The sequence below is a fragment of the Mesorhizobium qingshengii genome, assembly GCF_027563465.1.
Lineage (GTDB): Bacteria > Pseudomonadota > Alphaproteobacteria > Rhizobiales > Rhizobiaceae > Mesorhizobium > Mesorhizobium qingshengii_A.
The window spans coordinates 134210-147338 of sequence record NZ_JAPFQA010000003.1; the positions used below are offsets into that span (position 1 = coordinate 134210).

Below are 13129 nucleotides of genomic sequence, written 5' to 3' on the forward strand. Positions count from 1 at the left end.
GTTATCTCTTCAGGTTGACGAGGACGTCCATCAGGTCGGAACCGGTCTGGAAGACTTTCGAATTGGCGGTGTAGCTGCGCTGCGCCGCGATCATGTTGGTCAGTTCCTCGGCGATATCGACGTTGGAATTCTCGAGCGCGCCGGAGATGATGGAGCCGAGCTTGCCTTCATTGGCAAAGCCGACGCGGACCGCGCCGGATTCAGTGCCCTGCGCGTAGACATTGCCGGGAAGGGCCTTGAGCTGGTCCGGGCTCTGCACGTCGGCCAGCGGAATCTTGTAGAGCGGCTTGGTGGAGCCGTCCTTGTACTGTGCGTAGATGGTGCCGTCCTTGCTGATCTGGACCTTGTCGATGGTGCTCGGCGCGTTGCCGTTGACCTGGGCGTCGGAAACCGTGAAGCCGGTGCCGAGCTGGGTCAGCTTGGACAGATCGAGATTGAGGCTGGCGCCGTTCGGCACGGTAAAGGAAACGCCGGTGATCGCGCCGGTCAGCTTGCCGGTGGTGGTGTCGAAGGTGAGGTTGGCCGTGCCCAGCGCACCGCCGGTGTAGGGGAACGATGTTCCAGCCGTGGCAGTCGACTGATCGAAGACCGACACCTGCCAGGTGCCGGCGCCGGTGTTGGTGAAATAGACGTCGAGCAGCTTCTTGTTGCCGAGATTGTCGTAGGCGACCATCGAGGACTTAGAGGTGTATTGCGCGCCTGCCGAGTTGGTGGAGGGCAGGTTGGCGGCTGCGACCGGCGTGGCACCAGCCGACAGGTTGCCGGTATAGCTGCCCTGTGTGCTCGGCGTCGCCGTCATTCCCTGGTCTGAGACGACGACCGGGACCAGTCCGTCGAAGCCGTTCACCGTCGCCGCCGGTACGCCATTGGCGTAGCTGTAGGCCATCAGCTGGAAGCCGGCCGCGTTGACCAGCCTGCCCTGCGCATCGGGAACGAAGGCGCCGGCACGGGTCAGGAACGGCGTGCCGCTGGGATCCTGGACGACAAAGAACCCATCGCCGCTGACGGCAAGGTCGGAAACCGAGGTCGTGTATTGAAGCACGCCCGGATCACTGACCGCCTGACGGATGGTGGTGGTGACGCCGCCGGAATTATACGCGCCGCCCGTGGACGGCATGACCAGCGTCGAAAATTCGGCGGAGGACCGCTTGTAGCCGGTGGTGTCGGAATTGGCGATGTTGTCGGCTGTCGTCGACAGCCGATTTGCCTGTGCATTCATGCCGGAAACGCCGGTCCGCATCATTCCGTAGAGGCTCATCGAAACGTCTCCGCTATGTCCATGCCACTGGCTGGGAGGCTACGCGGCTTTTCTTGCGCGAGGCTGGCGCGGCGCGGCATCAGAAGACCAGCCGGTAGCCGAGGAAGCGCTTGGAATCGATCGGGTCGGTGCCCAGCTTTTCGCGCAGCTTCTTGCGCAACTTGCTGATGTGGCTTTCCACCACGTTCTCCTCGACCTCTTCATCGAAGATGCCGTAGATGGCGTTGAAGACCTGGGTCTTGGTGACGCGACGCCCGCGATTGCTTGCCAGATATTCGAGGATGCGGCGTTCACGACGCGGCAAAGGCAATGGCTGACCGTCGATCTCCGGGTCACGTCCATCCATGAAGATGCGCATGGCGCCGATCTCGGTGTAGGCGACGTCTTCATGGGCACGACGGCGGATGGCGGTGATGCGGGCCAGTATCTCGCGGATGTGAACGGGCTTGCGAATGACATCGTCGACGCCACTTTCGAACAACCGCAGCGTGTTCTCCAGGGAGTGCTGCTCGCTGAGCGCAATGACCGGTGCGCCGGTGCGGTCGCGGATCTGCCGTGGCGAGATGGCGCCCTCTCGGCAGTCGCCGATGAGGAACGCCCTGACCGAGCGCAGATCGGTGTCGGCCGCCGAATTCACCCACTCGCCGAACTCGCCGGGCGCGAAGCCTGCACAGGCGACGCCCTCGCGGTCAAAAAGTGAGTTGTATCCCTCTGTTACGAGCTCGCGCTCGTCAACGATTACAATCATCGGCCCCGCCTCCGAATCAAATTATTTGCCCCGTGGGGAGAGGCGTAACCGTTGGCGAGAATCCTGAACAACCGTCATTTCTTGTAACTAGTTTCTTGGGAGTCTGGAATCGCGGCGGTTGTATTAGCATGCAACCAGATATGCTTGCGGAGGCAAGTCTTGGCCTAGTCGAAGCGGCAGACCAAGGACTGCGCGATTGGTGTCCTGGACGTGGGAATACGCCTATGGGTTGCAGAAGGTGCGGGCGTTGGCGGTCCATTTCCCGAACCCGGTGGCGACCATGTTGGCGATGACGCGGCAGACATAGACCTTCTGCGCCGGATCGTTGTCGGGACCGGCATGATAGCGGGCGACGGCCATCGACCACGTCTCGTGACGGGCATGGAGACTGGCCAGGAAGCGCGCCGCATAGTCGACGTTCTGGCGCGGGTCGAGCATGTCCTCGACGCTGCGAAAATGCGATGCGTGATAGTGATGGTTGATCTGCATGCAGCCCAGATCGATCAGCGTCTTGCCCTCGCGCTGGGCATTGGCGAAGGTCGCAAGGGCTTCAGTCCGGCTTCTCGGAAATACCGCTTTTCCTTCTATATTCAATGCGTTGGGTTGAAGGCTGCCTTTCTTTCCGGTCTCGGTCAGGCCGACGGCATAGAGAATGCCGGCGGGCACGCCATAGCGATCGGCGGCGCGCAGGATCTCCGGCTCGCAAGGGTTGGTGGCGGCGGCGGCGCCGCTTGGAACGCTAGATAAACATATCGTCGCCAGCGCGCTCGCGAGAAGGCGAAGCGCCGCGGCCGTAATCCTGCGCGTCATCGTAGCGTTTCCCCCCTGATTGCTGACCTGGTTGCTGGCCGCCGGCCCCGCTGTTGCCGCCGCCTGAATTTCCGGGTTGAAAGGATGACTGGTCGCGGCCCGGCGCCGCAGTCAGGGAAGCAGTGGCATCAGTGCGGGTTGCGGCCGGAACCGCCACCGAGGGTTGCAGGATAGTGACCTTATCAACCTCAAAACCGAGTCCGCGCAGTGACTTGACGATCGCCTCGCTGTCCGCGGACAATCGACGGTAGGCGTCGTGTGTTTCGGGCTTCAATTCAATCGAAAGTTGTTCTCCGGAGAGGCGAAGGCTGGCCGTCACCATGCCGAGCTCGGCGGGGTGAAGTTCGATCTTCAACACATGTGTCGGAACCGCAACAGAGCCGGCTAGGTGAGAGGTCGCGGAGGACGCCGAGAACGCCTGCTGCGCTCCGTCATCGGCGGTTATGGCGCCGATGACATTCATGGCCGCCTGGCTCATCGTGGTCTGGGGTGGCGCTGGGAAGCTCTGCTCGGAAACCACATCGATGCGGCCAGCCGGCGAAGGCTGCTTTCCGGGGTCGGACCGCATCGAGGACTGGACGTCGGCGATGGTCTTCATCACCGGTGCGGTCTGTTTCGGCTGCACGCCCGGCACATCGGCCGCTGGCGCGTCCGGCAGCGGACGGGAAGCGATCGCGGTGTCGCGCTTCGGCGCGCCGGAGGCCGAGCCGGCGCCGCGCGTATCCTGGATGTCGAGCTCGCTCAAAGGCCCGTCGACGATCGACGCCCGCTCGGGTTTCGACATGGTTTCGAGGTCGTCGCGCCCGGTAGCGGATTTCGACGGATGAGCCTTCGGCAGTTGCCCGGCGAGCGCCGGGCCCTGTCCGGTTTCGCTCGCATCGGCTGCCTTGGCCGATGTCGAGAAATGGCGCAGGTCGTGAAACGCCATCAGCAGCGGCAGATGGTCCTGGAGCGGTGTCGTGCCGGTGTCGTCCGCCGTCGCTTCGGTGTCAGTGGCGTTGTCGGTGCTGGACCCGGTGTCCGCCGCATCCTTGGCGGCCTTTGTGGCCAACGCCTTGGCCGACACGATCCTTCCGGGATCGGCCGATGTCGGCTCGGCGCTGCCGCCATGTCCGGCAAGGCCGGCGGCGAGCTTGCCCCAGCGCTGCTCGCGCGACCCCGCCTCCGTCGTCGTCCGCCGTTCCGGGCGGGCAGGACCTGTGTCGCCGCCCAACATCTTGCCGAAGCCCACGTCGTCCGTCTTGCCGTTCGCAGCCGGTTGTTCCGGCGTCGCGCGCGCGGGGGCAAATCCTGGCAAGGCCGAACCGAGACTGGTGGTCATTTTGGGGCGGCTCCAAGCATCTGGTCGATCAGGTCGAGCTGTCGACGTGTTCGGGTCATGGCGGCGTCGGTCGGATCGGCGGGTTCGGAACTGGCCGCCGGCGATGGCGCCGACGCCGGCACGACAGTCGCCGCATCGGCAGGTGCGGCCGCGACAGCCGGCGTGTCCGGCGCATGGGTTGCTGGTCTGCTCGAGACCGTGGCGACCGCAGGTTGCTCCGAGATCGCGCCTTCGACCGGTGGCAGTCCGCTCGCGTCGGCGCCTTGCGCCGCGGCGGTCTGTGGAGCCGGCGGTTGCCCGGCCGCTACAGGGGCGGGGTTTTCCTCGGGATGGGCGGCGGGCGGCGCGACGACTTCGCCGGCGACGGCCTGGGCGGCGTCAAGCAGGGCGCGGTCGCCTTCCGACAACCTGCTGCGGTCGATCTTGCCCAGCTTGGCACGCACGTCCTCGATGGTGCCGGAGGTGACGGTGGACAGGCTGGCGTAGAGCAGGGCGCGCGGGTCGTCCTGGTTGGTGATGCCGTCGCGCCCTTGCTCGGCCCGCGCCGAGGCGAAGGCCGACAGGTCGTTCAGGCCGTCGATCGCGGCACGGCGGGCGATGCGCAGGTAGATCACCTTTTCGCGCTCCGGATCCATCATCGAGGTGATGTCGGCCAGCTTGTCCTGGCTGATCGACATATGCAGCGCGATGACGCCGGTGACGAAGGAGTCGGCGAACTGACTGGCATAGGGCGAATAGAGGTAGCGCTCGACATACTGGGTCGAGGCAAGCGCGAAATGTGCCGCGTCACCTTGCGCGGCGGCAATGCCGATCGAACGGCGAAGTGCTGCTTCCTCGACCAGCGTGCCGGGGCTGAGCAGTTTTGCCTCGTCGAGCAGCTTGAGCGCCGCCACCGGCTGGTCGCCGGCGAGCAGCGAGCCCTTGACCAGGGCAAGGAAGGCGCCGAGATCAGGCGGCAGCGCCATGGGATCGATCGGCTTCAAGGCTTCGATCGCCTCACCGGGCCGGCCGTTGAGGTAATCTATCACGCCTTTGGCAATGGCAAGGTTCTGCGGGTCGCTGGTGGCGCGCGATGTGGCTGCCTCGACGGTCACCGGGTTGCCGCCGCTCATGCCGTAGACAAGCAGGGCGCGAAAGTTCTTTGGATTCTTGAAATCCTCGGCATCCGCCGCGCGCAGGCGCGCATCCGTCATCTCAAGCAACTTGGCCTGCATCGGCAGCGCGGCATGATCGCCGGCGGCGATACGGTCCTGGATGAGTTGCAACGAACGCACCAGCTGATACGGCTGCAGCGTGTCCTGGGCGAAGCCCGCCGACGGATATCCGCCGGCCAGCAGCAGCAGGCCAATTGATCGGCTGATGACGGTCGCCCGCCTCATCCGCCGGTCGCCATCAGGATTTCGATGCGGCGGTTCACGGCCGCCATTGGATCGGCGGGATCCTTCGGCTGGCGGTCGGCGAAGCCGGCGACCTCGGTGATGCGACGTTCGTCGACGCCGCCGCGCACCAGCATGTAGTAGGCTGAATGGGCGCGCGCGGTCGACAAGCGCCAATTGTCGTAGCTGTCGCTACGAAACGGCCGTGCGTCGGTGTGGCCATTGATGCTGATGGTGCCCTTCTGGCCGTTGACGATGCGACCGATCTTCTCCATCGCCAGCACCAGTTCGCGGCGCGGCAGCGCCGAGCCCACCTCGAACATGCCGAAGTCGAGCTGGTCGGTGATCGAGATGACGACGCCCTTGTCGGTGGCTTCGACCGAGACGCCGTCATGCAGCTTGTCGCCGGGCTTGAACGCATCGGCCAACTGTTGCTTGACGTCAGCCGCGGCCTTGAGGGCGGCGGCGGTCGGCGCTTTCGCCGCGGCGTCAGGCTTGGCGGCCTCTTGCGCTGTGGCGGCGTCCGCCTTGGCCGCATCCGTGGCCTTGGTGTCTTCGGGCTTGGCGTCTCCGGGCTTGACATCGCCGGCCTTGGCATCGCTGGCCTTGGTATCGCCGGCCTTGGCCATCGTCGTGGCGGCGGCGTCCTTGCCGTCCTTTGCCAGAGGCTCGAGCGGTGCGTTTGTGATAGGCGGGGCCGGCGGCAAGGCCTTGACCTTGGCGACCTGCGTCTCGGCGGCCTTGTCGCCGGGCTTGAGCGGGTCGCCCTCGATCCTGGCGCGCTGGGCGCTTGCCTCGGCGCCGGGCGCGGCGACCTGCTGCGACCAGAAATCCGGCTCGAAGGGATCGCGATAGGAGGCACCGCCGGAGGCGCCCGTCGCCGGGCCGGCGGCCTGCGCGCCGCCATCGCCCTTCTGGCTGACATTCTGCATGACGCCGGTGTCGGTGGCGATTTCCGAAAGCACCGCATAGGGGTCGGCGAAGAGATGCTCGTCGGAACGTTCCGACTGTTGCTGCTCCTGCTTGTCCTGCTTGCGTTCGGACGAGCCGGCGCCGCCGCTGCCCTCCTGCCCGGTCTTGGCTGTCGCCTGCTGCGGGTTGTCGGCCGTCGAGCCGATCGCGTTCGGACCGTCGCCGAGATCCTCGAGGCCCTTGCGGCTCGAATTGCGGTCGACGAGCTTGACCGGGTTGAAGTAGCTGGCGACGGCTGCCTTGGTCTGCTCGTTGGCGGCGTTGATCAGCCACATGACCAGGAAAAAGCACATCATGGCGGTCATGAAGTCGGCGAAGGCGATCTTCCAGACGCCGCCATGGTGGGCTTCGTCGTGGTCGTCGTGACCACGCCGCACGATGATGATTTCCTGGTGGGCGTGTCCGGCATCGGCGACACTCATGCCAGAACCTCGGAAAGCGTCGTCGACCATTCGGCCATGCGGGTCTCGAACACCGCCTCGTCGATTGCGACGGTGAGGTCGAAGCCTGGTGTCTCGACGAAGTCGAGATTGGCGGCGCGGGGGCCGAGCGATGCCTTCAGCGTCTCGAACAGCGAGAGCGGTCCGCGCACCGCGATGCGCACCGCTTCGGCATCGCCGACCGCTTCGCGGATCGCGCCGGCGAGTGCCTCAAGCGAGCGTTTCTGCAAGTCGTCGCTGACGATGCCGCCGATGATGCGGGCGACCGTGGCGGCGACGAGTCCGGTCACGCGTGCCTCCATGGCATCGATGCGCGACGAAACCGCCTTGCCGACATCGTCGCCGAGGCTTTCGAGAAATAGCCTTGCTTCCTCGGCATTGGCCTGGCGTTCGGCTTCGAGCGCCGCTGCGTGAGCAGTCGACAGGCGTGCCTCGAGCGCGGCTTCGGCCTGGGCAACCGCCTCCGCGATCAGCGTGCCGATATCGGCCTGCGGGGCCGGCGCCTCGGGCTTGCGTTCGGGATCGACCGCGGCCCGCGGCGGGCCGGCACGCGGCGTGCGCGTGCCGAAATCGGGCAGAAGGTCGAAAAGGGCAGCGGAAGGCATGGTTTACACCGCGACTTCCTGGGCAGCCCATTTGCGCAGGATCTGCGCGGTGCGCTCCTCGTTGAGGTCGACCATTCGGGCAAGCCGATCCTGTGGCGCGGGTCTGATCCTCTGGCGAAGATCGTCGAGCGGAGCGGGACTTGGGCGTGAGCTGGGCAAGGCGCCAACGGCAGCGCCTTCTGCGTTCGCGGTGGCTTCCGGCGTCGGCAGCGAGCGCTGGACTTCATCGAAATTGGGGCCTGTCAGAGCCGGGGTCGCCTTTGCCGTCAGCGCGGCCGCCATCGGCCTCAGGCCGAAGAAGGCGACCATGAACACCACGACAATGAAGGCGCCGGCGTTGATCAAGGTGCCGGCGTGCTGGCCGATGGAATCGAGCATTCCAGCTTGCGGGATCGCTTCGCCATCCAGCCCGTCGATGAATTCGACCGCCGAGACGTCGATGACGTCGCCGCGCTTGTCGTCGAAACCGGTGGCCGAGGTTACCATCTTCTGGATGTCGGCGACGCGCTTGGCAATCTGCTCGGGCGTGGCGTCCTTGCCGAGAATGGTCATCAGCCGCTGCTGGTTGACGACGACGGCAATCGACATCTTGGTGACGGTGTAGCCATTGGAGACGGTGGCGATCTTCTTCGAATTGATCTCGTAGTTGGTGATCTCTTCCTTGCGGTCGTTCTGCGAGGAGGATTGCGGACCCTCGGTGGCGGTTGCCTGTGTCTCGGGCAGGTTCTGCTCGACGCTGGCCGGCGTGGAGGCCTGCTTCTGGTTGTTGTTTTCGTTGGCGCGCACCGACTGCACCGAGCGTTCGACGCGGGAATTCGGATCGAAAATGGTTTCTTCGGTCTGGCGGGTGTCGGTGTTGACCTCGGCCTTGACGCTGGCGCGGAAGTTGTCGGGACCGAGATAGGCTGTCAGCGCCCGGCGGATGTTGTCGCCGATCTGTGCCTCGACCGTCTGCTCGACGCCGAGCGTGCGGGCTGCGCTGGTGTTGGAAGGATCGTCGCCGGCGGCCAGCAGGTTGCCATTGGAATCGAGCACCGTCACCTTGTCGGCCGACAGGCCGGGGACGGCGGCGGCGACAAGATGGCGGATCGACATGGCGCTCTTCTCGGCGTCGATGCCTGCGTAGCGGATGACCACCGATGCGGAAGGCTGCTGCTCGTCGCGGCGGAAATTGGCGCGTTCGGACATGACGATATGGACGCGTGCCGCCTTGATGCCTGCGATCGACTGGATGGTGCGGGCGATCTCGCCTTCCAGCGCGCGCACGCGGGTTATCTGCTGCATGAAGGAGGTGAGGCCGAGCGAGCCGACATTGTCGAACAGTTCGTAGCCGGCATTGGCGCTGGTCGGCAGACCCTTTTCGGCAAGCAGCATGCGCGCCTGCGCGGTGGTACCGGCCGGCACCAGCACGGAGGTTCCGTCGGCGCCGACGTCGAAGCCGATGCCAGCCTCGCCCAGCACCAGGCCAATCTGGTTCACGTCGGCGCGATCGAGCCCGACATAGAGCGTCTCGTAGGCAGGACGGTTGAGGTAGACCGAAGCGACGCCGATGACGCTCATCACCAGAATGGCGATGCCCGCCAGCATGGCGAGGCGCTTCACGCCAAAGCCGCGGAGATTCGAGATGATGCTCTGGATCTGTTCCGGCACGGTTCAACGACTCCCAGCATGACTGTCCGCCGGAACACTAGCCCTCGAAGCTTGTGCGAAAATGAAATCGGGCCGCGCTTGCGGCGCGGCCCGTCAATCGGAAGCGGAGTATCCCTGCCAGGGAGGAACTAGCCGTTCTTGAACAGCGACAGGATCGACTGCGAAGAGCTGTTGGCGATGGACAAGGACTGGATGCCGAGCTGCTGCTGCACCTGCAGCGCCTGGAGCCGCGTCGATTCCTTGTTCATGTCGGCATCGACGAGCTGGCCGACGCCGCGGTCGATGGAGTCCATCAGGCTCTGCGTGAAGGTCTTCTGCAGGTCGATGCTGCTTTTTGCCGAACCCAGGATGGTGGCGGAGTCGGTCAGCTGGCTCATGACGTTGTCGATCTTGGTGATCATCTGCGTGATGATGTCGTCGGTTACGCCGGATGCCGTGATGTCGAGGTTGTAGGCGGAGACGTTGTCGATCTTGGTGACCGCTCCCGCCGCGGTCTGGCCGGCGGTGTTGGCGGCGATGTCGGTGGCTCCGCCGGCGAGCGCGGTCGCATAGGCGGTGTCATAAAGGTTCTGGGCGGCTCCCGTGGAATAGACCGACGTCTGGCGATCGAGAATGCCATAATTCTTGACGTCCGTGGCAAGGCCGGAATCGAACAGCTTGGTGCTTTCGACATTGATGTCGATCGTTCCGAGCGAGATGGCGCCCGACGAAGAACGATTGAACGAAGAGACGATCTTGGCGTCGGCTTGGACGCCGTCGTTGGGGGCCGCTGTCTGCTTGGATATCACCGACAGGAAATTCGAGCCGGAAAAGGTCGCGGCATCGGCAAAAGACTTCATCTGCGCCTGGAGCGCGGTGATTTCAGTCTGCGTCTTTGCCTTGGCGGCATCGGTCTGGCCGACGGTCGAAAGGAGCTTGGTTTTGATCTTGCCGATCGTATCCAGCACATTGTTCATGCCGGTATAGGCGGTGTCGACTTTCGAGGCGCCAAGGCCGAGTGCGTCCTGTACCGTCGACAGCGCCTGGTTGTCAGAGCGCATCGTGGTGGCGATCGACCAGTAGGCGGCGTTGTCGGAGGCTTCGGAGACCCTGTAGCCCGTGGAGATCCGGGCCTGTGTCTGCTGGAGCGACTTGTTGGTGGCGTTGAGGCTTTGAAGTGCGGTCAACGCCGCAGCGTTTGTCATAATGCTCGCCAAGAAACTCGCTCCTTTTCTAAGGCTGGCCTTCTCGAAGAACCAGCGTTGCCCTCGCAGGCCGGATCGGCCTGTCATCGGTTGTCATCGTGCCCGATACGGCCGATTCGCCAACCGTTGTAAGCTATTGGTTAACCATGACTAGCGCGTTATGGTTAACGGCCTGTTAAAGGCCGACTTTCGAGAGTTAAGGAACGAGGATTGCGTGAGCCTTGAGCAAACGCAAATCGGACCGCGCTTTTGGCGCGGCCCGATGTTTTAGTGCGAACTTCGGTTGAGCGAAGTGTATTAGCGGAAGAGCGACAGGATCGACTGCGAGGAACCGTTGGCGATCGACAGCGCCTGGACGCCGAGCTGCTGCTGAACCTGCAGGGCCTGGAGGCGGGTCGATTCCTTGTTCATGTCGGCATCGACGAGCTGGCCGACGCCGCGGTCGATGGAGTCCATCAGGCTCTGCGTGAAGGTCTTCTGCAGGTCGATGGAGCTCTTGGCGGCGCCAAGCGTGGTGGCGGCGTTCGTCATGTCCTTCAGCGCGGCGTCGACGACCTTCATCTGGTCGGCGATCTGCGTGTCGCTGAAGCCCTTGCCGGTGGTCGAGTCGTAGACCTTCAGCGTGGCGACCGAATAGGTATCGAGGGCCACAGAAGCGGCACCCGCCGTCGGATTCTGTGCGGTGGTGGTGATGGCACCGGTGCTGCCGAGGCGGTCGGCGTCGAGGATGCCCTTGGCCGTGCCTGCGGTGGTGCCGGCTTCATAAAGCTTTGTGCTTTCCACTTTGACGTCGATCGTGCTGATCGACGAGGTGCCGGAAGCGTCGCGATTGAAGGCCGAAACGATCTTGACGTCGGCTGCGGCCGTGGCCGTGCCGCTGTCGACGGACAGCATGTTGGTGCCGGAGAAGGTGGCGCCATCGGCGTAGGCCTTCAACTGCTTCTGAAGGGCGGCAATTTCAGTCTGCGTCTTTGCCTTGTCGGCGTCCGTCTGGCCGTAGGAAGCGACCAGCTTGGTCTTGATCTGGTTGAGCGTGTCGATCGAGCTCTTCATCCCGGTGTAGGCGGTGTCGACCTTCGAAGCGCCGAGGCCGAGTGCGTCCGAAACAGTGGACATGGCCTGGTTGTCGGAACGCATCGTGGTGGCGATCGACCAGTAGGCGGCGTTGTCGGAAGCCTGGGAAACGCGATAACCCGTCGAGATGCGGGCCTGGGTGGTGTCGAGGTTCTTCTGGGTGGCGCTCAAGCTCTGCAGAGCGGTCAACGCCGAAGCGTTGGTCATGATACTGGCCATGGCTACTCGTACCTTGTTTTTACACGGTGTTTTTTTGCATACCGGCTTTCCCGGTATGACGGAGCGGCATCATGCCAATGATCGTTGCGATAGATCACCCGCCATCTGCGAGCGACTATGGCGGCGAGTCCCTACCAAAGGACTAAACTGGACGGTTAACCGAAAATAATCTTGGAAAATTCGGCGATGTCTCGGCCGCCGCCAGCCCTTCCGGGCGGGCGGTGCCAAGGTGGCGGGCAGGGGCGATCAGTTGAAGGAGCGCACCAGGCTGCCGACAAGCAGGTTCCAGCCGTCGATCAGGACGAAGAACAGGATCTTGAACGGCAGCGACACCACCGTGGGCGGCAGCATCATCATGCCCATCGCCATGGTGATGGTGGCGACGATCAGGTCGATGACCAGGAATGGCAGAACGATCAGGAAGCCGATCTCGAAGCCGCGGCGGATCTCCGAGATCATGAAGGCGGGCACCAGGATGCGCAGGTCGACGGTCTCGCGCGAAACGGTCTGGCCGCGCTCGCGGGCAAGGTCGGCGAACAGGTCGAAGTCCTTGTCGCGCACATTGTGCAGCATGAAGGTGCGGAACGGATCCGAGATCTTCTCGAAGGCCTCGGTCTGGCTGATCTGGTTGTCCATCAGCGGCTTGACACCGGTGTTCCAGGCCTGATCGAAAGTCGGCGCCATGACATAGAAGGTCATGAACAGCGACAGCGAAATGAGGATGAGGTTTGCCGGCGTCGATTGCAGGCCGATGCCGGCGCGCAGGATCGAAAAGGCAATGACGAAACGGGTGAAGCTCGTCACCATGATCAGCAGGCCCGGCGCCACCGACAGCACGGTCAGCAGGCCGAACATCTGGATGATGTAGCCGACGGTGGTACCGTCGGCCTTGCCGATGCCGCCGAGGTCGAGTTGCTGGGCCGCCGCGACGGAGGTGGCGGCGGCGATCAGCGCCGCGGCGAGAAGGAACTTCTTCATTCGACCAGCAATATCCTGATGAGAATCTGCTTGGCGTGCCCCTGGCTGCGGATCGAGGCGCGTTCCTCGAGATCGGCCTTCAGGTGCTGGTAGCCGCTGGCGCCCTCGATCTGATGCATCTTCAAGGTGCGCACCAGGGCGAGCAGGTCCTGGTGGATGTCTTCCGACATTGCCGGCAGTTGCGGCGCGTCATAGACCACCGATACTTCCATTCTGATCCAGGTGTCCGCCGGCGAGGCGATGTTGGTGGTGATGGGCGCCAGCGCGACCAGCGTCGGCCCCGCGCCCGGCGACTCGGCCGCGGCGGGCTCCATCACCTTGCCTTCATTCTCAGGCGCGACCGGCACGGGCACCGGTCCCCCGACACCCTTGAGATAACCGCCGGACAGCCAGCCCATGCCGATGGCGGCGGCCGTCACAAACAGCAACATGGCGGCCTGGATGGCAAGGGAGGGACCCTTGCGCGGCTGAACCTGTTCGACATTCGCCACGGT

The 13129-nt window shown here is 64.2% G+C and carries 12 protein-coding genes; all 12 read right to left on the minus strand.

Annotated features, from left to right (window positions below):
• Position 1: 1 nt before the first annotated feature.
• Positions 2-1258 carry a flagellar hook protein FlgE gene (locus OOJ09_RS09635; protein ID WP_269904996.1) on the minus strand — a complete coding sequence of 419 codons (1257 nt, stop codon included), beginning with the start codon at positions 1256-1258 and terminating at the stop codon, positions 2-4.
• Between the two features lie 79 nt (positions 1259-1337).
• Positions 1338-2006 carry a response regulator transcription factor gene (locus OOJ09_RS09640; protein ID WP_019860967.1) on the minus strand — a complete coding sequence of 223 codons (669 nt, stop codon included), beginning with the start codon at positions 2004-2006 and terminating at the stop codon, positions 1338-1340.
• A 222-nt stretch (positions 2007-2228) separates the two neighbouring features.
• Positions 2229-2816, minus strand: coding sequence for a transglycosylase SLT domain-containing protein (locus tag OOJ09_RS09645; protein WP_269904997.1), 588 nt, complete (start codon positions 2814-2816; stop codon positions 2229-2231).
• A complete protein-coding gene (locus OOJ09_RS09650; RefSeq protein WP_269904998.1) occupies positions 2746-4137 on the minus strand; it encodes a flagellar hook-length control protein FliK in 1392 nt (463 codons plus the stop codon). The genes OOJ09_RS09645 and OOJ09_RS09650 overlap by 71 nt, the downstream gene beginning before the upstream one ends.
• A complete protein-coding gene (locus OOJ09_RS09655; RefSeq protein WP_269904999.1) occupies positions 4134-5516 on the minus strand; it encodes a chemotaxis protein MotC in 1383 nt (460 codons plus the stop codon). The genes OOJ09_RS09650 and OOJ09_RS09655 overlap by 4 nt, the downstream gene beginning before the upstream one ends.
• Positions 5513-6907 (minus strand): MotB family protein, encoded by a 1395-nt coding sequence (locus OOJ09_RS09660; RefSeq protein WP_269905000.1) that lies wholly within the window; start codon positions 6905-6907, stop codon positions 5513-5515. The genes OOJ09_RS09655 and OOJ09_RS09660 overlap by 4 nt, the downstream gene beginning before the upstream one ends.
• Entirely contained in the window at positions 6904-7530 is a 627-nt protein-coding gene (locus OOJ09_RS09665; protein WP_269905001.1) for a hypothetical protein, read from the minus strand. Before OOJ09_RS09665 ends, OOJ09_RS09660 begins: the two co-directional genes overlap by 4 nt.
• 3 nt (positions 7531-7533) lie before the next feature.
• Complete coding sequence (gene fliF / locus OOJ09_RS09670; RefSeq protein ID WP_269905002.1) at positions 7534-9180, minus strand: flagellar basal-body MS-ring/collar protein FliF; 1647 nt, start codon at positions 9178-9180, stop codon at positions 7534-7536.
• Between the two features lie 128 nt (positions 9181-9308).
• Positions 9309-10376, minus strand: coding sequence for a flagellin (locus OOJ09_RS09675; RefSeq protein WP_269905003.1), 1068 nt, complete (start codon positions 10374-10376; stop codon positions 9309-9311).
• 285 nt (positions 10377-10661) lie between these two features.
• Entirely contained in the window at positions 10662-11657 is a 996-nt protein-coding gene (locus tag OOJ09_RS09680) for a flagellin (RefSeq protein WP_269905004.1), read from the minus strand.
• 246 nt (positions 11658-11903) lie between these two features.
• Positions 11904-12635 carry a flagellar type III secretion system pore protein FliP gene (gene fliP / locus OOJ09_RS09685; protein ID WP_091577780.1) on the minus strand — a complete coding sequence of 244 codons (732 nt, stop codon included), beginning with the start codon at positions 12633-12635 and terminating at the stop codon, positions 11904-11906.
• Complete coding sequence (locus tag OOJ09_RS09690; RefSeq protein WP_269905005.1) at positions 12632-13126, minus strand: flagellar basal body-associated FliL family protein; 495 nt, start codon at positions 13124-13126, stop codon at positions 12632-12634. Before OOJ09_RS09690 ends, fliP begins: the two co-directional genes overlap by 4 nt.
• Positions 13127-13129: the final 3 nt, after the last annotated feature.

Excerpts from the sequence above, each read along its gene's own strand:
- OOJ09_RS09635 (WP_269904996.1), bottom strand. The coding sequence starts at position 1,258 with ATGAGCCTCTACGGAATGATGCGGACCGGCGTTTCCGGCATGAATGCA.
- fliP (WP_091577780.1), bottom strand. The coding sequence starts at position 12,635 with ATGAAGAAGTTCCTTCTCGCCGCGGCGCTGATCGCCGCCGCCACCTCC.
- OOJ09_RS09650 (WP_269904998.1), bottom strand. The coding sequence starts at position 4,137 with ATGACCACCAGTCTCGGTTCGGCCTTGCCAGGATTTGCCCCCGCGCGC.
- OOJ09_RS09640 (WP_019860967.1), bottom strand. The coding sequence starts at position 2,006 with ATGATTGTAATCGTTGACGAGCGCGAGCTCGTAACAGAGGGATACAAC.
- OOJ09_RS09665 (WP_269905001.1), bottom strand. The coding sequence starts at position 7,530 with ATGCCTTCCGCTGCCCTTTTCGACCTTCTGCCCGATTTCGGCACGCGC.
- OOJ09_RS09645 (WP_269904997.1), bottom strand. The coding sequence starts at position 2,816 with ATGACGCGCAGGATTACGGCCGCGGCGCTTCGCCTTCTCGCGAGCGCG.
- OOJ09_RS09660 (WP_269905000.1), bottom strand. The coding sequence starts at position 6,907 with ATGAGTGTCGCCGATGCCGGACACGCCCACCAGGAAATCATCATCGTG.
- OOJ09_RS09655 (WP_269904999.1), bottom strand. The coding sequence starts at position 5,516 with ATGAGGCGGGCGACCGTCATCAGCCGATCAATTGGCCTGCTGCTGCTG.
- OOJ09_RS09680 (WP_269905004.1), bottom strand. The coding sequence starts at position 11,657 with ATGGCCAGTATCATGACCAACGCTTCGGCGTTGACCGCTCTGCAGAGC.